Genomic DNA, 20528 nt, shown 5'->3' with positions numbered 1-20528 from the left:
CGGGAAATCGTTCGCGCGCAGGGTCATCCGGTGCGCCTTAAGTAAGTGCCATTCGAGCCTGACCCCTCAGTTACACGCGGACGCGCCGTTCACGCAGCTGCGCACCGCACGATGCCGGAACGCTGCGCTGTAGTTCGACAGCACGCCCGGCGCGACATTGCCGTTGACGTAGTTGACGGCCTGGAACCCGGTTGCCGGCAGACCGCGGAAAACATCGCCGTCGCGCGAGGCGCGCAGCGCATGCGGCTGCGACGCCGGATCGAGCAAAAGGCGCAGCCAGCCGGCAGCCGCAAAAGGCTCCACATGGGTATGCAGCCGCGATCCCAGAACAACGGATTCGGTCGGCCGCTCGCGGAGGTTCGGCATGGTGATCACGTTGACCGTCGTGCAGAGCGTCGGAGGCGGTGGGAACGGCATGGGAAAGGGCGGGTTGTAAGGGCCCGGACGCCCCGCCTCGCGATCGAACGGCAGGAACTGGACCTGACTGCAGGACCGCGCGTCGCCGTTGATCTCGGTTCCGTTGACCGTGACTCGCTGCCCGAACGTGAACGTGAACGGCGGGAGCGCACCGGCACTGCCCAGCGGCAGGCCGAGGATCTCCGGATCGACATAGAAGCGCTTGGTCGGGAACGTCACCACCCAGTCGGTATTCGACCCGGCCGACGCGTCGACGTTGTATTCGTTGAGCAGATAGGACGCCATGAATACCGCGGACACCGCATCGATGGCCTGGGACGGCGGCACGTTCGTGACGTAGTCGGAGCGGAACAATTCGCCGGCTGCGTCGAAGGTGAAGGCCGTGGCGATACCGTCTGCCGTGTTCGCCTGCGCGAGCGACGGTATTCCGGGCACCGCATACAGCGCGACCTTGCTGAAGCCCCCGATCGCATCGGCGTTGTAGGCGTGGAACGTGCCCTGCGCGACATTGACGATACCGCCGGCGCCGAACAGTCCGCCGGTCGGCGGCAGCAACCCGGCATTCTCCGGATCGATGACCTGGACGATCTGGCAGTTGGCCGGATTGCCGCTACTGGTATGTGTCACCGCCGTACGCAGCGAACCGCCGAGATCGGCCAGCTGCAGCAGTTCGACATAACCTTCGCGCGTCCGCGCCACACCCGTCGGTCCCGAGTCCGCATGCGTGCCGGTATACGCGGAGGAAAGAAATTCCTGATACGGACGGCCGGTTCCCAGCGCGCCGGTCCAGAAGTCCTTGCCCGGCGCCGTACAGCTGTGGTCGGTGGTGGTGATGGCTGCGCCGTCACCGTTCAAGCCCGCATCGGTCAGGGCAAAGACGCTCGCCGTCCAGACGTCAAAATCGGACAGGAACAGGTTGAAGTCGAGCACCTCGCGCGCGTTGTAGCCCTCGAGAAAACGCACCCGGACCGCCTTGGCGGCGTTGGTCGCATTGACCACCGAGATGACCGTCTGCTGATTCCGGTTGACCGTGTAGTACGGATAGATCAGGACCTGGCCGGTGCCCTCGGGGCTCAGTTCGACCGCATTCGCGCGCTCGCCGGCCGCGGCGGACGCGACGAGACTCGCCGCGACCGCGGCGCGCAGTGCATTGCTTTTCATGAAGAACTCCAGACTGCGAAGCGTGAACCTCACCTGCCGGCGCGGCTACGCCGTGCTTTGGATTGCAGCCGCGCGCGCCACTCAATGTGCGGCAGAAGCCATGGCGAGCGCGGCGGCGCCCGTGGTCTCGACATCGTGGCGGATCCAGGCGATGGCACCAGCAACAGGTGCGACATCGTTACCGCCGGTCATCGGAACACACACTCCCGGAAGACGCGGGCGCGCAGCGATTCCCCCAAGTGTGTGCAGATACGTCGTCGTCGGCTTAACTTCAGCCGACGATGCCCCTCCGGCAGTCGTCACTGAAGAAGAATCAGTCATCGGTGACTGGAAATCTGAAAATCAGGACACCCACAGTTCGAGATCTTCCAGCGGGGAGCGAAGATTAGGACACCCACAAAGAGAGTTATTCCAACTGGGTAAGCCGCGTCGCTGTTCCCTTGTCTGCAGTGGCGGCGTTGTTCCTGCTCCGGGAGGCGCGCGCCACGATCCGCCACGGTTCGTTCTTTCCCCTGCCCCGCGAACTACCGTCGTGCCAGCCGGTGCTGTTTCCGTATGCGCTCGATACGCCGGAGCAGCGCGAGGCGTTGCAGCACGAAATTCTGGATCGCGTCACGGCCATCCAGGAACTGTGCGGGACGCTGTCGATGGCGCAGCTGGATGACGCGGATGCGCGCTCGCATTTCGGGATGGTCGAAGCGATAGCGCTGTTCTCGCGGGATGTGCACGGGATGCTGGACGCCTATTTCGACAACGGTCCGTAAGTTCACGGCTGCCGGGGCGGCGTCGCGCCGTTCCGGCGTTTGCGACGATTTGCGCGCGGTACGCACGCGCGCCGCGGCGCTGGCTCGCTGTTTCCTCGCCTACACGATGTCCGCGTCGACATAGCCGGGGCCATACAGCACCTCGGCGATATTCGCGTGGCGTCACACGGTCCGCACTACCACGCGCAGTCGCAGCGGCCGCAGCAATCCCCTCGCCTCGGCCGGTGAGCAGCGCACCCAGCGCGCACGATTCTCGGCCCGCACGACAACCACCGGAACGGCCGTGCGGTCGTACGGGCGGGCCAGCATCGTTCGGGGTGCCGAATCCTGACCGGTGCCCCGTATCATCGCGTCTGAAAATCGGTTTCGCCCACGCGCGCCAGCTGCTCTGGCTGGCTGAGAGGTTTCTTGCGCAAGCGACAGGGAGAATCGGGCACGCCCGTCGCGCACTGACGCGCGATGGGTTCTACGACGTTGCCGGCTCAGGCGCACGCCCACCATTGGCGACACGCCCCGTTGCGAGTGGATAGAGCACTGCGTCCGGGGACGTATCGATGCGCCTGACCCATCCTTGCCCGCTCCGGAGTTCTTCTTGATGACCACGTTTCAACGGCTGCTCGGTACCTTTGTTGCCCTGGTTGCCTCCCTTGGTCTCCACGCGGCCCCGTGGGTCGAGCGGCCAGCTGATGAGGGCACGGGTCGGAGACTCCGTCAGACATTCCTTGCCACGACGGCAGCCAAGCTGGGCGCCTCGCCGACCAGCAGATTTCCGCACGTGTATGGCGTGGCCATCGACTGGCCGGTGGGAGATATGACGGCGACCGTGATCTCGGCCTCTGACGGAACGGCGAGCCTCTACACGACGTCGAGCTTCGGCATCATCGGCGGGGGCTACCATGCCGATGTGAGGAAAGCCGCGCTGCGCCTTGTGTCGCTGGCCAACCGGCACGTCGGCGACGCGTCGCCGACGTCGGACTATCCGTATCCGGCCCCAGGAAAAGTTCGCTTCTATTTCCTGACTTACGCTGGCGTGCGGACGATCGAAACCGGCCTCGAAACGATCGAGGCCGGTTCGTCGCCGTTCCGTGCCCTGTTTGGCGCGGGGCAAGACGTCATCACCGAACTGCGCCTCATTTCCCGGAAGCCATGATGCTTTGGCGCCATGGAGCCCTCGCTGCCCAGCGTCAAACCTCTTGTTTCAGTCGGGCATCACGCCGGTCGGTAGCTGTTCGCCAGTCCGGCTGAAGCCAACACCTTTTTTCGGCAGCACCCGTTCCGACAGACCGGTGCTGGGGGACCACCGCAATCGTGATCCAATCTCCGTCGGAAAACGAAAAAAGTCCTGCATCTCGAAGTACCCTTCACGGTACCGAGCAAACTCAATCATTTGTGGAGCCGTGCTATGCCACTACCGACAGATATTGAGATTTTTGTCAAAGACAAATTCGTCGAACATGAACAACTGGAAGCGCTGTCCGTTCTTGAAAATGCAAAAACGCACGACGGGTCGATGGCTACCCCTCGCTTGTTACGCTGTGCGCTCGTGGCTAGCGATAGAACCTTGAAGGGTCTGCGCTACCAGGTAGCAGGGCTTGAAATGGATTACAGAGATGTTGTTCTCGCAGGGGAATACACAAGAAACAACGGCGTGTCGTCTCACGTGTGGGATTTATCCAAGCCGTTTGAAAACTCCAGTCCGGCAAGACGCGAGTGAGCAACGCCTGCTGCGAGAACGGCCCGATAGTGTGTCTTGGCAGACCTCCGATGGGTACGCGTAGCTGCGCCAGCGGATACACAGCGAGAGCAAGAAAATTTCACGTAGACCGGCAGATTATTCCGACCACTTGGGAACCTCTGATCAACTTCGCAAACTGAACGCCGTCCAGAGTGATTTGGTAGCGGGCTGAAGTTTGCGAGGGTTCTTTTGGGCGATTTTCGCGTGATCGAGCGCATTTTCCGCCCTCTACACAGCCTGCGGACGCAGTTGTCCCGTCGTCGCCAACCAGCGCTTTCGTGCGAGGTAAAGATTCGCCAGCGCAAATAGCGTGACGACCTGTGCCGTGTGCTTTGCGAAGCCCTCGCAGCGCACTTTCACGTAACTGATCACGCATTTTCGGATTCTACCCAGGCCAGGTTCACTCGCCGATGTGGCTGGGCAGTGAGCCTGACCCCGCCGCGCTCATTTTTCCGGGTCTTTGCTGCGTACCAACGACAACCGCTCCCCGGTCAGGCGTTCCAGTGGCAATGGCCAGGAGCCGGCCGCCACCATGACTTGCACGGCTTCGTCCGGTGTCTTGCCGAGGTACTTCATGGCATAAGCCGCATACAACGTGGCAGCGCGGCCGCCGCTGGCGCAATGCAGCAGCACTTTGCCGTCGTTGGCCTGTACCGCCTTGGCAAACGCCGCAAGCAGCTCGGGTGTCCATGCCGCATTGCCGTTGACGGGATGCTGTTCGTAGCCGATGCCCTGCTGCGCAATCAGTGCCGGCTCATCGAAGGAAAGCGTGCTCATCTCTTCCGGCGTCCGCAAGTTGAAGACGAAGCGAATGTCGCGCGACTTCAGTCCCTGCAGGTCTTCGAGCGTCGGTTGAGCGGCAAGCAGGACCTCGCCCTGCGGGATTGCTTTGGCAAGCGCAGAGGGTTGCGGTACAGGGGCGGCGACGGCGGACTTCTGCGGCGCAGTCGCGCAGGCTGTCAACCAAAAAGCGGCGGACATCGTCAAGGCAAGAGGCAAACGATTCACGGCAAACTCCAATCGAGGCTGGGCCAACGAAGAGCGGGAAACCTACCGGGCAAACTTACCTGAAGCTGCCCCGTCCCTCCGGAGATCACGAGGGGTGAATACGATGGTCTGTTTGTTGCGCGCGCCGATCCGATCCGGCGACCACCGGTAACAACAGGCAAGAACAGGGAAGACAGGCGACCCACAATCCGGATTCTTCCGACACTGCTCCCGCATCCATCCGCACGCGCCGCGGCGCACCAGCGGTCATGCTGGCCACATGGGTACCACCTGGAGATTCCGGCTCATGAGAAGCCACTGTTCCGGAGCCCTCCTGCATTCGCCTGCCAAATTCGCCTCGAATGCCTCTGCTCCTCATTCGAAACCATTGGCGAACAGGCCATCGCCGGCGTACTCGTAGGCACCCACGTCGACCGCGCCGGCGCGCGGTTGCCCGCGTTGATCAACCGGCGGCGCATTCGTCGAAGTCCCCGCATCGACCGCTGGCGACGTGGCGGAGAGCGCCAGCGTCTCGGTCAGCCCGCCGTTGTTGGCGATCGGCGCGAGCTGCGCGTCCGCGAAGATCGCCCCTGGCGTCACAGGGTTTTCCTGTTGTCCGAAGGAATCCGGGCGTACCAGCGGCCATTGAATATTGTTGGACCCGCTGACCGGTTGCAGCATGGCCCAGGGGTTGAACGCGTTGCCGCCGGTGTTGTTGAAAAACAGCGTATTGCGCAACGTGATCGGGTTCGAGCCGTTGGCGATGCCGCCGGCGAAGCACACATTGCAGGGCGCGGAATTGTTGGCGATGGTCAGATTCTGCAGCGTGAGCCCGCCGGTCGCCTGCAGGTTCATTGCACCGCCGAGGCCGGCGCGCGCGACATTGCCGGTAAACGTGCTGTTGGTGATGTCGCCCGACGTGACGACGCCACCGTGGTCGAACAAACTCAGTCCGCCGTATCCCGACGCCTGGTTGTCGCGGAAGGTCGAACCACCGATGCTGACCGGGCCGCCCTGAATATAGGCACCGCCCGTGTGCGCGTTGCTCGTGCCGGTGCTGTTGTTGCCTTGCACTGTGGAATTATGGATTCGCGTGAAGCTCGTCAGGTCGTAGGCCACGGTGAACAGGCCGGCACCGTAGGCGCCCGCACTGTTGTTCAGCAGCCGCGCGCGGCAAAGGTTCACGAACCGGTTTTCGCCGTCCACGCCCAGCGCGCCGCCATTGCCGCCATTGCCCGGATTGCCGCCACTGCCGGTGGCGACATTGCCCGACAGCGTGCTGTCGAACAGGTTGACGCGCCGGGAACCCAGCGAATACAGCGCGCCGCCATTGCTGCCGCGGTTGCCGTCGAGCGTGCTGCCGATGATCGCGATCTCCTGGGCGCCGATGACGTAGATCGCGCCGCCGCCGCCGTCCTGCTCGCTCTGGATCGCCGTGTTCGCAGTAAAACGGGAATTGTGGATGCGAATGGTGGCGGCCTGCCAGGGCCCTTCGGCCGGCTTGAACAGGCCCGCGCCGCTCGCGCCCGGCGTGCTGCCGCCGGTGATCGTCGCGTTCAACAAGGAAAACGTATAGGAAGCAAGATTATTGGGATTGCCCACCCGGAGTACTCGTCTGGCATTGCCCCCTGACAGGGTCGCGCCGTTCGCGTCGAGCACGGTCTCGCGCGTGATGCGCAGCTCTGCGGTGACGACGAGTGTCGACGTGCCGATGTTCAGGCGGATCGGCCCGCCCGAATCGAGCGCCGCCTGCAGCGAGGCCGTCGTCACGCTGCCGGCGCTGCCGTTGCCGAGCACCACGGGCGCGGTGAGCAGCGGTGCGGCCGGCGCCAGGCAGTCGAACACGGCCTGAGCCGCAACGATCGCAGGTGACGACAGGAAAAGCAGGGCGACGATGCGCGGGAACGGGGACATGGCGGACTCCGGTTAACGGGGTCAGGTTAACTTGCAGAGTAACGCCAGTACGCCAACCTGCCCGCGTTTCGCACACGACCGCCTGCGACTTCCGGAGTCAAGTTGACGTCCTGGCCACATCACCCCGTTGACCCGACCCCGTTTTCGAACCTGCCTGCCGGCACGTATTTCCTGTTCATCCGGAACTGCGAAGGTGGGGGGCGGATCAGTTACCCCGGCGGCGGGCTTGCCATGACCAAGGTAGGCGCCTTCGTCAGTTGGCTTGAAAGCACGCGGCTGGACCACGTGCCGTCGTCGGGCGGGGACTGTGCGAAATGAGCGTCTGAATTTCTGGCTGCCTGGATAGGGCATGGGAATTTCCTGTACTTTGAACATCCCCATCGCCATCGAGATATCGACATGTGTTGCATGCAGCGACTCATGATGTGTGCAGTGGCGTTGTCTGCGCTGCCCTGGGTGGCGCTACCTCGATGTGCCGACGCCTCGCCCGCACGGGCCATCGAAACCCAACAGGACTACACGCCGGACACGTATGCACAGGCAGGACAGCGCGTGCTGCTTGCGGATGGGCGCAGGCTCAACCTGCGCTGCAGCGGCGACGGTACGCCGGCGGTGATCCTGGAGGCCGGCGGCAACGCCGATTCCAGCACGTGGTTTCGGGTGCGACCGCTGCTTGCCAAACACACGAAGGTCTGTGCCTATGACCGCGCCGGTTTTGGCTTCAGCGATGCCGGTCCGCTGCCGCGCGACCTCGATGCGACGGTGGCCGATCTGCACGCCCTGCTGCAGGCTGCGAACATCGGGTCGCCGGTCGTGCTGGTCGGCCATTCGCTGGGCAGCAACATCGTGCGTCGCTACGCGCAAGCCTACCCGCAGCGGGTTGCGGGACTGGTGCTGGTGGATCCTCCCGAACAGGCTGCCGACGCCAGGATGCCGGCCGCCTGGCAGGCAGAGGTCGCGGACGGGCTGATCCGGCGCGACGCGCTGCTCACCACCTGCGAGCAGGCAGCCGCGGCGAATGACAAAGACACCCTGCAGCAGCGCTGCCTACGCCCGCCGCCGCCTTGGATGAGTGCGGCCGTCGCCGAGGCCACGCGCCACAACAAGTCAGCGCCGGGCTATTGGCTCAGCCTGCGTTCGGAAATGACGAGCAACACACAGGTGTTCTCAGCGCCGGTGCCGGCCGATGAAAACTATGGCGCGATTCCGTTGATCCTGTTGCGACCCACGCTCCAGGATCAGGATGCACCGGACGAAGTGCGGGCGGTGCTGCAAGCCGCTCGTGCCGAAACCCACGCGCGAATACTCGCGGCGTCCCGTCGCAGTAGCGTGCTCGAGGTCGCCAACACCTCGCACGACATTCAACTGGATCAACCGGCTGCCGTCGCCGCCGCGGCGAAAAAACTGCTGGATCCGCCGCCTGCCGAGTGAGGCACGCTGCAGGTGCCACTCGCAGTGCAGCAGGTGTGGGCAAGGCATCGGGGAAGACGTGGTCAACGCTACTGCGTTACGCGCTGCGCAAAGGCCGCGCGTAACGCCACGCAGCGTGCTGCCGTAACGGGGATCAGGGTAACCTCCAGACTCCCAACGTCACCGAGTTGATCTGGCCCCGTTGGTTCGGGATACGTCACGGCACGTAGGGCGTATCGAATTCCGCCCAGCGTCCGTTGGGCTGCAGTCCGGTGCCGGGGTTCTCGCTGATGTTTTGCTGCGTACGCAGCTCCGTGGCAGCGGCGGCGGAGGTTTCCAGCGCACCCACCAGCGCATTGATCTGCGCGTCCTCCTGCCCTTCCAGTTGCACGATCCAGGTACGCATGAAACGTACGGCCCGCATCACCTCGGTGCGATGGTAGATGGAACCGCTGACGCGCACGTCCTCCTCGACCAGGTAGATCCACATGCGCGCGAAGTTGGCGAACATCCTCGCGTGCACCGGATAGCGCGGATCGTTCTGCGGCGGCGGGCTGAAATTGTCCCGCAATTGCTTGAACGAAAATGTCCGCACGCTGGCGATCTTGCCGGTGCCCTGGCGAAAGCCCGGCGCGTTCATCCACTCGCTCGCTGCACTCTTCTCGACCGCCATCTTGGCCACCACGAACGCATGGTGGACGTCGTAGTAAGGCAGCAGCACGCTCTCCAGATAATCGCCGATGAAGGTCGCGAAACTGTCGCCTTCGTACAGCAGCGCCGGGTCCGCCAGCCAGCTCATCACGAACCAGCTCTGCTGGAACACTTCGCTCTGCTTGATACGCGCCCCCCGTGGCGTGGGGATATTGTGGACGGTTACGTCCACGATCGGCGGTAGCAGGGTGCAGGGATGATTGGTCTGGTTGCACGCGGTCGCCGCGGGACGCTGCAGTGGCGCGATCCGCAGCAAGTCGCCGGCTTCCCAGACCGGGTTGCGCGCGATCACGGTGTCCAGATGATTCCGGTAATGGGCTTGCGGCTGGGTGGAGCGCAGGTCGGCCAGGAAGTCGGGATACTTCAGATCCCGGCGCCGCAGCAGATGCCCGAAGAACTGAAGCGACCGGTATTTGAGCCGCATCCAGTTGCAGGCTCTCGCATAGTCGCCGATATCGGCGCCGCCCAGATCCGGATCGCACGCGGTGTGGGTGGAAACCGCATCGTAGTACGCCCACAGGTTCGCATCCGTGGGGTTGGCGATGTACGCATCCACCAGCGCGTAGAAACCGCTGTCCATGCCGCTGTTCGGCGTGCTGGCGATGTCCGGGAACCATTCGAAGACGCTCTTGTGGGTTTCCCCATAGAAGCCGTCTTCGCTGAACAGGTCGAACGGGATGCCCAGCTTGAGCCGCCGCAGGTTGATGGCGCGCAACTCGTCATAGGCCTGGCGGGCCTTGGGCAGGCTGTCCACCCTGCCGGTGGCCCAGAGCAGACGCTGACCGTTGACGAGATGATCGGTGAACGCCTGGTCACGTTCGCGCTGCCCGGCGCTGTCCCATACCGGCAGACCGGGCGTGGTCTCGTGGAAAGGCTCGAAACCGGGCTGCAGCGGCCGCAACGCGGCAGGATGGAACACTGTCGTCAATTCGAACTTCTGGCGAATCGCACGTACCAGATTCACGACAGCCTCTGCCCGTTGCGGGTCGATGTGCGTCGAGGACCGCCGCCGTATGCTGTCGTCCGAAAAGCCTCCCATCGCCAGATCCAGCGCATCGGGAAGATGGCATCCCGAGCAGGCGCCGCGTGTTCCGTGGAATCGCCAGGCCGCCATCCCGGCCTGTATGGCTTGCGCCAGCTCACCCGCGCTCATCGGGTGCGCAGGATCATAGGCCGCACCGCAGCGCGGATCAGCGGCGGTGCACAGGACAGGGGGCGGTGGATTGAATGGCGGCGCTTCCGCGAGCTCGAAGCCGGTGGCGAACATCGATTGCGCACCGGCCAGCGCTGCGTAGACGAGAAGAAACCCGGCTACGGCGAATTGCCCCACCCTGCTACGCCCTTGTGCTGATTTCATTGCTTCCCCCAGGCTGTGCGTCGCCGTCGGTGCCGGTTGAACGCCTCGGAAATCCCGGATTCGCCGGCCCGGGCCACACGCCCGCGAACAGACCGTTCCGATACCGACCTGCCCGGCGCCACGATTACGCAGATTTGCGACAAGTGCAATTGCGCGGCCAGGTTCACGTACGGCAAGCAGGACCCCGACGATTCTGGACAGAGAATCGGCAAAGGCCTCCGTCCTCGCGGTAGCGTCCGCGATCAACGCCTCGCAGGGCTCGCCTACCTCGCCGCGATCTGCCCGGTCTACCGCAACACGTCGATCAGCACGCGACTATTCGCGTGCCTTGTTTCCGGGATGACCATGACCGACGACGCTACGTGCCGCTGCTTCGCGAGGCCCTGGCCGTTTCCTGCGATACCTGTCAGGGAAAGGCTACTCCCTGGCCCTCAGAAGATCGGGCACGACGGCGTCATCTCCTCGAAGTGGTTTCTGAAAACAACGTCGGCGGTATTGAGCACCGTGACTGTCAGCGGTGAACTCGTACTCGTTCCGTTGTTTTGATCACCGCTGTAGTCGGCCGTCAGGTCGAACGTGTCCTGCATATTCGATCCGATCGCGGCCAGCGTGCTGACCGTGCAACTGGCGCTGCCGGCAATCAGCGCGACCATGTCGCAGAGAACGTCGGGAGCACGCATGAACGTCACGGTACCGGTGGGACTCGAACCGCTGACGGTCGCGGTGAAAGTGAACGGCTCGTTGTTGACGAACGTCGTTTGGCAATTCGTGGACACGGCCGTCGCGCTCGATACCGGATTGACGACCTGCGACACCGGCGGCGATGTCGACCCCGCATTGACCGCATCGCCGCTATAGGTCGCGCTGACGCTATGCGTTCCCGTCGTGAGTGAACTCGTCAGGCACACGGCCGCCGGGCTATTGCTCGTTCCACCGCTGAAGGCGACCGCGTTGCAACCGGATATGACGTTCGTTCCGTCGTTGAACGCGACAGTTCCGGTCGGCGCGTTGCCGCTGATGACGGCGGTGAAGATCACGCCTTGCCCGAATGTACTGGGATTGGCACTGCTCGTCGCTGCGGAGGTCGTGGCGATTTGCGTGACGGTCAGGCTCGCGCTGCCGCTGTTGCCGGTGAAGTTTGCATCGCCGGCATAGGTGGCCGTCAGCGTCTTGCCGCCAGCCGTCGTCGGCGTGAGTTGGCAGGTGCCGGCGCCGTTGCCGTCGAGCGTCGGGATCGTGCACGTGTCGCCGGTGCCGTCGCTGATGTTGACGCTGCCGGTTGGCACTCCGGCCGCCGGAGCTGCCGCGGTCACCGACACAGTGATCGGGTAGGCGCTGCCCACGCTGACCGCTCCACTGGGCGGCGAGATCGTGACCGTGGTACCGCCTTTGTTCACCACGTGCATTTGCGCCGCACTGGTGCTGGGCGCGAACGTACCGCCGGCCGGGGCCCCGTATACCGCGGTCAGCGAGTAGGTGCCGGTGGCGAACCAGGCGATCGTGCACGTCGCGGTTCCACCCGAAAACGTAGCCGGTCCGCAGGTATTGGGCGGTATCGCATCGTCGCTGACGCTGATCGTCCCGCTGACAGGCGTGCCGTCGGCCGTGCTGACCGCTACGGCGATCGCATAGGGCTGCCCTGCCACCGAAGGCGCCGTGGACGTGATGGTCGTGGTAGTGGCCCGGGTCACCCTGACCGTGCTGCTTGGGGACGACCACTCCCCGGTGCCTGCGGCCGTGTTCGCAGCGACAGTAAACGTATACGCGCCCCAACCGATCGGATTGAAGACGATGCTCGTGCACGGCGCGGTACACGATGCTGTCTCCCCTCCCGGCGATGCCCTCGCGGTGTAGCTCGTGATGGCGGTCCCACCATTGTCGAGGACCGCCGTGAAATTCACGGTCGCCTGCTCGATGGCTGCGCTCGCGGTCGGTGTGGCCGGTTTGCCGGGCATCACCGCCAGTGTGCTGTAGCTCGCAGCGCTGGGGACGCCATTCACCCACGCGCGCACCAGCACGGGGCCCGCGGGGAAGCCGGCGAACGCCGTCGCACTACCGGTGAAACTCGTATTCGAATAGTTCACCGTCGGGTCGTTGGCGATGAATATCCTCTGCTGGTTGTCGACGCGCTCCACTTGAAATACCGGCACATTGGATGCCGAATTGTTCACCTCACTACTACTGCCCTCCAGGCTCGGCCGAAAGCCGCTGCCAGTCACCGCGAGGGCACTGGTCTGAAGTACAAAGGCGCTGGTCGTACTGATCGTCGGCTGGCGCGCTGGGTCGGGACTCAAGCCGGGATCGGCGAGTTCTGCTGAGATGAAGCCGGTACCCGCCACAATGAGCACCCGACCGGAGGGCAGCAGACTCGCCGTGTGTCGACCGCGCAGCGTAGCTATCGGGTTGATCGTGGACCACGAATTGCTGATCGGATCGAACAGCTCGACCGAGCTGAGATATCCAAGGATGTTCAAGCCACCGACAACGAGCACCTGGGACGACGGCAGCAAGGTCGCGGTATGCGCGTAACGCTGCGTTGCGAGCGGGCTGGCTGCCGACCAGGTGTTGCTTACCGGATTGTAGATCTCGACCGAAGCCGCCACTCCGCTACTGAGCTGGCCACCGGTCACGAGCACTTTCCCGGAAGGCAGCAGCGTTTGCGTATGCGAATAGCGTGCGCTGATGAGCGAACCTGCCGCGGACCACGTATTGCTCGGCGGGTCGTAGAGCTCGCTGGTACCCAAGGCACCGCCGCTTTGACCACCGGCCACGAGCACCTTGCCCGAGGCCAGCAGCGTCGCCTTGTGCAGGTTGCGCGCGGCGGCAAGCGATCCGGCAGACGACCAGGTGTTGGTCCCCGGATCGTACAGTTCGGCCGTGGCTATCGTCGTGGCGGTATTGATTCCGCCAGCCACGAGCACCTTGCCCGAGGGCAACAAGGTCGCCGTGTGCGAATCGCGCGCTGTCGTCATCGAGGCGCCTGCCGACCACGTATCGGTGGCCGGATCGTAAATCGTCGACGACGCGAGCGTGGCTCCGTCGATGTCGCGACCGCCGGCAACGAGCACCTTGCCTGACGGCAGTAGCGTTGCAGTGTGCGAGTAGCGCGCGATGGCGAGCGCGCTGGCCGCGGACCAGGTGTTACCGGCCGGATCGTAGAGTTCCGTGGAGACAAGTCCCGAATTGCCGAGTTGGCGACCGCCAGTGATGAGCACCTTTCCCGACGGCAGCAGCGTCGCGGTGTGCAGGTCCCGTTCGGTGGTTGTCAACGACCCTGCCGCTGACCAGGTAACGCTGGCCGGGTAGAACACCTCGCTGCTGGCGACCGCGCTGCTGCCGTTCAGTCCACCGGTTTGAAGCACCGCGCCGGAAGGCAGCAAGGTCGCGGTGCTGTAGGCGCGTGCCGTTGCGAGGAAACTGGCCGCCGGCGACCACGCATTGCTGGCGGGATCGTACGTTTCTGCCGACAGCAGCGCGCTGCCTCCGCTCACGCCCGCCGCAACGAGCACCTGACCCGAAGGCAACAGGGTTGCCGTATGCACGTAGCGTCCGGCCGCCAGCGAGCCCGCTGCCGACCAGGTATTGGTCGTCGGATCGTAGAGCTCCGCCGCGGCAATGCCGGCGAGGGTACCGGGGCTGCCGCCCACGACAAGCACTTTGCCGGAAGGCAGCACGCTCGCGGAATGCAGACTGCGGGCCGTCGCGAGTGTGGAAGCGGACGACCAGGTGTTGGTGGCCGGATCGTAGATCTCCACCGAAGCCAGAGACCCGGTGCTGTTAGCTCCGCCCGCAACCAGCACCTTGCCCGACAGCAACAGGGTCGCCGTATGCTGGTGGCGTCCGGTCGCGAGCGAGCCGGCCGCGGACCACGCGTTGCTGGCGGGGTCGTAGAGTTCGGCCGACGCGACGAAATTGCTCGCGTTGTCCCTCCCGCCGACGACGAGCACCTTGCCCGAGGGCAGTACCGTTGCCGTGTGGTACCTGCGCGCCTTTGCGAGCGAGCCGCCGGCGGTCCACGTGTTGCTGGCCGGATCGTAAACCTCCGCCGCGGCGACAGAGCCGGTACTGTTTTCGCCACCGGCGACGAGGACCTTGCCGGACGGCAGCAGCGACGCGCTGTGCAGTTGGCGTGCACTCGCGAGCGGGCTGGCAGCGGCCCAGGTGTTGCCGGCCGGATCGTAGAGCTCGACCGAAGCCAGAGGAACGGCGTTGTAACCGCCAGCAGCGAGCACCTTGCCTGAAGCCAACAAGGTTGCCGAGTGGAAGTAGCGGGCGGTCGTCAACGATGCCGCCATCGTCCCGACGCCCGGACCGTAGAGTTCGACCGATGTGAGTGCTCCGCCCGTGCCTTGACCGGCAACGATGAGCACTCGGCTCGACGCGGGCAGCAACGTGGCGGTCTGGTACGTGCGAACGTTTGCGAGCGAGCCTGCCGAGGACCAGGTGTTGCTTGTCGGGTCGTACAGCTCGGCGGAACCCAGGGTGCCGGCGGTACCTGTCCCGCCGACAACGAACACCTTGCCGGACGGCAGCAAGGTGGCGGTGTGGTAGTAGCGCCCGGTCGCCAGTGGGCCGGCAGCGGACCAGGTGTTGGTGGTCGGATCGTAGAGTTCGGCGGAGGCCCGGATACCGGAATTGCTGTTGCCGCCCGCAACCAGCACCTTGCCCGACGGCAGAAGGATCGCGGTATGACGATAGCGTGCGGCGGCGAGCGGGCTCGTCACGGACCACGTATTCGTGGCCGGGTCGTAAATCTCGGCGGAAGCGAGCGCACTGCCGGTCGAGCCCTGGCCGCCGGTGACGAGCACCTTGCCGGATGCCAGCAAGGTCGCGGCGTGGTTGGTGCGCGCGGTCGTGAGAGTACCGGCCGCCGCCCAACCGACGGCGACCGGATCGTAGACCGACCCTTGGGGAAGAACCCCGTCGGTTCCGTTGAAACCACCCACCACGAGCACCTTTCCGGATTGCAGCGAGGTCGCGGTATGGCTTTCGCGTGCCCGGGAAAGCGCCGGAGTTCCCGACCAGGTATTGGTCGTCGGATCGAAGAGTTCGCTCGAGGTTGTGATGGCGCTGCCCGAGATGCCGCCCGTCACCAGCACCTTGCCCGACGGCAGCAAGGTCGCGGTATGGCGTTCGCGTTTCGTCGTGAGCGAGCCGACCGGCGTCCAGGTATTCGCCGTCGGATCGTAGAGTTCGCAGGAGGAAAGATTGGCGCTACCGCTGGTACCGCCGGCGACGAGCACCTTGCCCGACGACAAGGTGGTCGCGGAATGCAGGTAACGGGACTGTGCGAGCGAGCCACCGGCCACGAATCCCGTCGCATGAACCAGCGGAGCTGCCGCGAGCGCGATCAAGCCGATGGCGCAGATCTGCGTACGCGAGGCTCTCGCGGTTGTCGCAGGTGAGCAGTGACCGCGCACGCTGGTAGTGGCGAACAGCCTCAAAAAAGTGCTGACCATCAAGCACAAGCTGTCGTTCGCGGCCTGAAGAATGGCCGCCCAAATGCCGAAACGCACCAGCTCACCACGCGTGCAGGTGCTGAGATTCAAGGAAATTCCTCCAGTAACGAAAAGCCGGCAGCGGACGTCGGCGCGAAAACAAATGGAAGCAACCAGGCTTTCGCGACGGCTCACGGCGCAACGTGCTAAGGCGGCTGAGGACAACAGCGCACAGAGGCGCCCTCGCCTATCAGTCTTGTCGTCGTCGCTGTCGGGACCTTGCCTTCACGGAATCGGTGTCAGGTTCGAAGGGCACTGGCGTGACGCGCACCAGATGACCCTGCACGCGAACGATTTCCCGCGCAGCGGGCCGCGGTAGTATCAGCACTTTGCAGGGTGTCGATCGTCGCTTCACCGCGCGTGGCTCGATGTAGACGGCTGGCGCTGAGTCAGTGCCATTCGCCTCTAACAGGTTGGCGAGAACGGGGAGAAACCCCTTTCTCAATCGAACGGTGCAAGCGGAGCTTGCCCACGTTCTCCGAGAATCAATCGCTTGCGCGATCGACGTCACCCTTCCCGAGTAGATCGCTTACACGATCTACTCTCGGGCGATCCATTCTGGATCGCGCTAGCAGGCTGTTTCTCAACAGCCTGCTAAACCCTTTCTCGTTCACAGCCATCTCAGTCTGAAGGTATCTACGAAATAGGTCGATGCAGACCACCCTTCGATCGCCACGCGCCGTGAAAGATACGTCAGACGACAGTGGGCAACCGGGCGGAGCGTCGGTCGGCGCGCTTCTGCGGCGCCTGTCAGAGCTCATCGACCGGGATGCCAACCGGGCGTATACCCAGGCCGGTATCGTCTTTGAACCGCGTTGGATGGGCGTGCTCAATCTGCTTGCCGTGCGCGGCGCGATGTCGGTGAACGAGCTCGCTGCGGTGCGCGCGATCAGCCATCCGTCCGTCAGCCAGACACGCAAGTCAGGCCTCGTTGCCGAGCATGCCGATCGAGGTGACGGACGGCGGCGGCCATCGCGTTTGTTTTCGAAGGGAGCTGCGCTGGTGGAGACGCTGCAACCGATAGGGTCGGCGCTCGCCGAAACGGCAAAGGCGCTCAATGCTGAGGCAGACGACGTCGTGGCCGGATTTGCGCGGTTGGAACGCGCGCCCGATCGACGCCCCCGGGTCGACCGAGTGCAAGCGAGAGTGAAGGTCGGCGCACGCCGCGGTCCGTCCCGCGTGGCCCGCAATTCAACCGCACGCCAACGGGTACCTGCTATCGATTCCATTGTTCCCCAGCGCGGCACGACATCGCCGAGGCTCGCGATACGCGGTATGGCGCACGCAGCCCGAACCGTTTCCAAGGACTCGCCATGACATCGAACGGCATTCGCGCGCTGGTCGTGATGACCCTGCTGTTGCTATCGCTCAACGTCGCCCATGGCGAAGCGGGCAAGCCACACAGTGGCCCGTGGGGATTCGATCTGGCCGGCATGGATCGAACGGTGAAGCCGGGAGACGATTTCTTCCGCTATAGCGGCGGGGCATGGATGACCAATACCCCCATCCCGCCAGATCGCGCGTCATGGAGTACGTTTTCCATTCTGCGCGCGAATGCCGAGACAGCGGTCACAGCCATTGTCGAAGCGGTCGCAAGCCGGCCGAATCCGGCGGGATCGATCGAACAGAAGATCGCCGATTACTACAACGCGTACCTCGATACGGAAGCCATTGAGAAGGCGGGATTCGCACCGATCCGCGACGACCTGGCCGCGATCGTTGCAGCGCGCTCGCATGAGGATGTCGCGCGCCTCATGGGACGCCGCGACATCGACGTGGGAGGCCCTTTCTCTATCACGCCCTGGCCCGACGCAAAAAATCCGAATCGCTACGCGGTGAACATTGTCCAGTCCGGCCTGAGCCTTCCGAACCGCGACTACTACCTGAAGGACGACGCAAAATTCGTCGAGATACGCCGCAAGCATCACGCCTACATCGAGGCACTGCTGTCGCTGGGCGGCTATCCACAGGCGGCGCGTTCCGCCAAGGCCGTTGCCGCGCTCGAAACGAAGATCGCGACGCTGCACTGGTCCGCGGAGAAGCGCGCCGATCGCGATCTGACCTATCACCCCCGATCGCGGGCCGAGCTGGTGGCGTTCGCGCCGGATTTCCCGTGGCTGGCGACGTTGTCCGCGGCAGAGATCCCGCATCAGGACTTCTTCGTCGTCAAGGAACTCGATGCCATCGGTGAGCTGACGAAACTATTCCGCGCGACACCCGTGAAGACGTGGCGGGCGTACATGACGTTCCAGTACCTCAACGCCATGGCGGATGTGTTGCCGGGAAACCTCGACGACCTTGCATTCGACTTCAACGGCAAGACGCTCTCGGGACAACCGCAGAAGCGAGAGCGCTGGAAACGCGCGACCGTAGCGTTGAATGCCGCGCTAGGCGAAGCCGTCGGCACGCTCTATGTGCGCACCCACTTCAAGCCTGAAGCAAAAGCGCAAGTGGCATCGCTGGTCGAGAACTTGCGTGCGGCCTACCGCACGCGGATCGCGCGTGTGACCTGGATGTCCGAGGAAACGAAGCAAGCGGCATTTCGAAAACTCGATACGTTTCGCGTCAAGATCGGCTACCCGGACACGTGGCGCGACTACTCGACGCTGGATATTCGCTCCGGCGATCCCGTCGGCAACCGCAAGCGCGCGAAAGCATGGGAATGGCGTCGCCGCATCGTACGCCTCGACCAGCCGACGGACCGCGACGAGTGGGGCATGACACCGCAAACCGTGAACGCCTACTACAACGCGTATTTCAACGAAATCGTGTTTCCCGCAGCGATCCTGCAGCCCCCCTACTTCGATGCCGAGGCCGACCCCGCGGTCAACTACGGCGGCATCGGCGGCGTGATCGGCCATGAGATGGGGCACGCGTTCGACGATCAAGGATCGAAGTCGGATGAAAACGGCATCCAGCGCACCTGGTGGAAAGCCGAAGACGTCGCCCACTTCAAGACACTGGTCGCGAGACTCGCGACACAATATTCGCACTTCGAGCCCCTGCCCGGCACGCACCTCAACGGCAACCTGACCCTCGCCGAGAATATCGGCGACAACGGCGGTCTCAGCGTCGCGCTGGAGGCCTATCAGATTTCATTGCGCAACAACGAACCGCCCGTCATGGACGGCTTTTCGGGGCTCCAGCGTTTTTTCCTGTCCTGGGCCCAAACCTATCGCGAGAACATTCGCGAAACGCAACTGCGCGCCAACCTCATCGCCGACCCCCACAGTCCCGCGGAATTCCGCGTCAATGGCGTCGTACGCAATATGGACGCGTGGTATGTCGCGTTCGACGTGAAGCCTGGCGACAAGCTCTATCTCGCGCCTGCAAACCGGGTGCACATCTGGTAGGAGCCATCAGGCAATCAGAGCGTGCAGATGGCCGAATTTGAGCGGCATCCATCATCACGCCCTGACGGCCGCAGATCCATGCGTCGACCGCTCTCATCCGCACAGTGCGGCGCAACGAGATTAGGACACCCCCAATACCGATGCTTCCAACGGGGTGTCCTGAGTTTCCCAGCGCCCATGGGTACAACGCTATGGTTGGCCCGATTTCCCACTCATGAACTTTGGGGTGTCCCGAATTTCGCCGTCCTGAATTTCGCCACGTCGGACCGACCAGGCAAACCTGATGCAGTTGCCGCCGAATCAACGATTGCCGCCTGGACGGGACGGCAGCAGCGTCAACAGCGTGATGACCGTCGGAAAAATAAAGCCCTTCAGGTAGGACAAGGGATGACGCCCTACGGCAAAGGCGACGGGGATATCACCAAAATGCGCCCAGTAGTGGGTTGCAACCAGTACGCCGATGCCCGCCCACATCACCCATAGCGCGCGGCGAAAACCGCACACCACCAGCGCCAGTCCGGCGATGATGACGAGACGGAGCGCCGACTGGATATATTCGTAGGACTTTGGCGTTCCGTTCGCTGTCCTGTCGTAAAGCCCCTCATGGTTGCCGACACCAAGATAGAGGTCGTAGAGGACAGTCAAGTGATAGAAGATCAGCAGGCCGGCAAGCACACCGACGATCATGCGGCGGAGCAGCAGGAAACGGTTTGCAGCGAGCGTTGCAAGAATTGGCATAGGTATAGGAACTCGCTTTTTTTGGCAGTGTGGAAACACGGCGCTGGTCGCGCAAGTACCAGTGGTCATACCACTCGGCCGCCACGCTGCTGCCGGCACGCATGACGCGAGCTTCGGTGCGCCAGCCGGATTGAATGGCGGTTACAGGTCGATGCCGTTGGCAAAGATGACATCGCCCCGACGCCGAGATGGGAACACTCACAATTCGGATTCTTCCGACGCACGCCCCAAACCGTCTGCACGCGCCATTGGGTGTCCTGAATTCTCGGCCATGAGCCGCCGAGGTTCGTTCTATCCCCTGCACTGCGAGATTTCGTCCACGCCGGTGCAGTTTGCGTGTGTCCTCGATGCGCGAGGCGTTGCAGGACGAAATCCTGGATCGCGCACGACCATCCACGAACTCAGCCAGACCGTGGCGTCGTCCCGGCTGGAGGCCCCGGAACCGCGCTCACACTTCGGGATTTCCGAAGCGGTGGCGATCCT

Annotated in this window: 13 protein-coding genes and 1 pseudogene; 6 read left to right on the top strand and 8 right to left on the bottom strand. The window is 63.8% G+C overall.

The window, feature by feature from the left end; genetic code table 11:
* Positions 1-66 precede the first annotated feature (66 nt).
* Positions 67-1578: a hypothetical protein gene (locus RUU78_RS14255; protein ID WP_313917699.1), complete on the bottom strand. Its 1512-nt coding sequence runs from the start codon at positions 1576-1578 to the stop codon at positions 67-69.
* A 458-nt stretch (positions 1579-2036) separates the two neighbouring features.
* Between RUU78_RS14255 and RUU78_RS14250 the strand changes: the two genes are divergently transcribed.
* Together RUU78_RS14250 and RUU78_RS14245 are read left to right on the top strand one after the other, a co-directional pair.
* Entirely contained in the window at positions 2037-2342 is a 306-nt protein-coding gene (locus RUU78_RS14250; RefSeq protein WP_313917697.1) for a hypothetical protein, read from the top strand.
* Between the two features lie 592 nt (positions 2343-2934).
* Positions 2935-3492, top strand: coding sequence for a hypothetical protein (locus RUU78_RS14245; RefSeq protein WP_313917696.1), 558 nt, complete (start codon positions 2935-2937; stop codon positions 3490-3492).
* Positions 3493-3540: 48 nt separating this feature from the next.
* Here the strand turns inward: RUU78_RS14245 and RUU78_RS14240 are convergent, their stop codons facing one another.
* Complete coding sequence (locus RUU78_RS14240) at positions 3541-3729, bottom strand: hypothetical protein (RefSeq protein ID WP_313917694.1); 189 nt, start codon at positions 3727-3729, stop codon at positions 3541-3543.
* Positions 3730-3744: 15 nt separating this feature from the next.
* Here RUU78_RS14240 and RUU78_RS14235 point away from each other — a divergent pair, with 15 nt between their 5' ends.
* Positions 3745-4056 carry a hypothetical protein gene (locus tag RUU78_RS14235; RefSeq protein WP_313917692.1) on the top strand — a complete coding sequence of 104 codons (312 nt, stop codon included), beginning with the start codon at positions 3745-3747 and terminating at the stop codon, positions 4054-4056.
* Between the two features lie 249 nt (positions 4057-4305).
* On the opposite strand, the pseudogene RUU78_RS14230 reads toward RUU78_RS14235, so the two are convergent.
* The 3 genes and pseudogenes from RUU78_RS14230 to RUU78_RS14220 form a co-directional block, all read right to left on the bottom strand.
* Positions 4306-4440: pseudogene (locus RUU78_RS14230) on the bottom strand (IS5/IS1182 family transposase); the annotation flags it as partial.
* An 81-nt stretch (positions 4441-4521) separates the two neighbouring features.
* Entirely contained in the window at positions 4522-5085 is a 564-nt protein-coding gene (locus RUU78_RS14225) for a sulfur transferase domain-containing protein (RefSeq protein WP_313917690.1), read from the bottom strand.
* Positions 5086-5439: 354 nt separating this feature from the next.
* Positions 5440-6978 (bottom strand): choice-of-anchor Q domain-containing protein, encoded by a 1539-nt coding sequence (locus RUU78_RS14220; RefSeq protein WP_313917688.1) that lies wholly within the window; start codon positions 6976-6978, stop codon positions 5440-5442.
* A 408-nt stretch (positions 6979-7386) separates the two neighbouring features.
* Here RUU78_RS14220 and RUU78_RS14215 point away from each other — a divergent pair, with 408 nt between their 5' ends.
* Positions 7387-8409, top strand: coding sequence for an alpha/beta hydrolase (locus tag RUU78_RS14215; RefSeq protein ID WP_313917687.1), 1023 nt, complete (start codon positions 7387-7389; stop codon positions 8407-8409).
* Between the two features lie 196 nt (positions 8410-8605).
* Here RUU78_RS14215 and RUU78_RS14210 read toward each other — a convergent pair whose 3' ends face one another.
* A complete protein-coding gene (locus RUU78_RS14210) occupies positions 8606-10456 on the bottom strand; it encodes a hypothetical protein (protein WP_313917685.1) in 1851 nt (616 codons plus the stop codon).
* A gap of 431 nt (positions 10457-10887) precedes the next feature.
* Positions 10888-16005, bottom strand: a complete 5118-nt coding sequence (locus tag RUU78_RS14205; protein WP_313917683.1) for a kelch repeat-containing protein — start codon at positions 16003-16005, stop codon at positions 10888-10890.
* Positions 16006-16605: 600 nt separating this feature from the next.
* Between RUU78_RS14205 and RUU78_RS14200 the strand changes: the two genes are divergently transcribed.
* Positions 16606-17271: a helix-turn-helix domain-containing protein gene (locus tag RUU78_RS14200; RefSeq protein ID WP_313917681.1), complete on the top strand. Its 666-nt coding sequence runs from the start codon at positions 16606-16608 to the stop codon at positions 17269-17271.
* Between the two features lie 29 nt (positions 17272-17300).
* Entirely contained in the window at positions 17301-19307 is a 2007-nt protein-coding gene (locus RUU78_RS14195; protein WP_313917679.1) for a M13 family metallopeptidase, read from the top strand.
* Positions 19308-19607: 300 nt separating this feature from the next.
* Here the strand turns inward: RUU78_RS14195 and RUU78_RS14190 are convergent, their stop codons facing one another.
* Complete coding sequence (locus RUU78_RS14190; protein ID WP_313917677.1) at positions 19608-20045, bottom strand: hypothetical protein; 438 nt, start codon at positions 20043-20045, stop codon at positions 19608-19610.
* Positions 20046-20528 lie beyond the last annotated feature (483 nt).

Origin of the sequence: Tahibacter sp. (assembly GCF_032229445.1) — a bacterium.
Classification (GTDB): domain Bacteria; phylum Pseudomonadota; class Gammaproteobacteria; order Xanthomonadales; family Rhodanobacteraceae; genus Tahibacter.
Note: the sequence above shows the minus strand (reverse complement) of the source record. Positions and strands in the feature narration are given on the sequence as shown.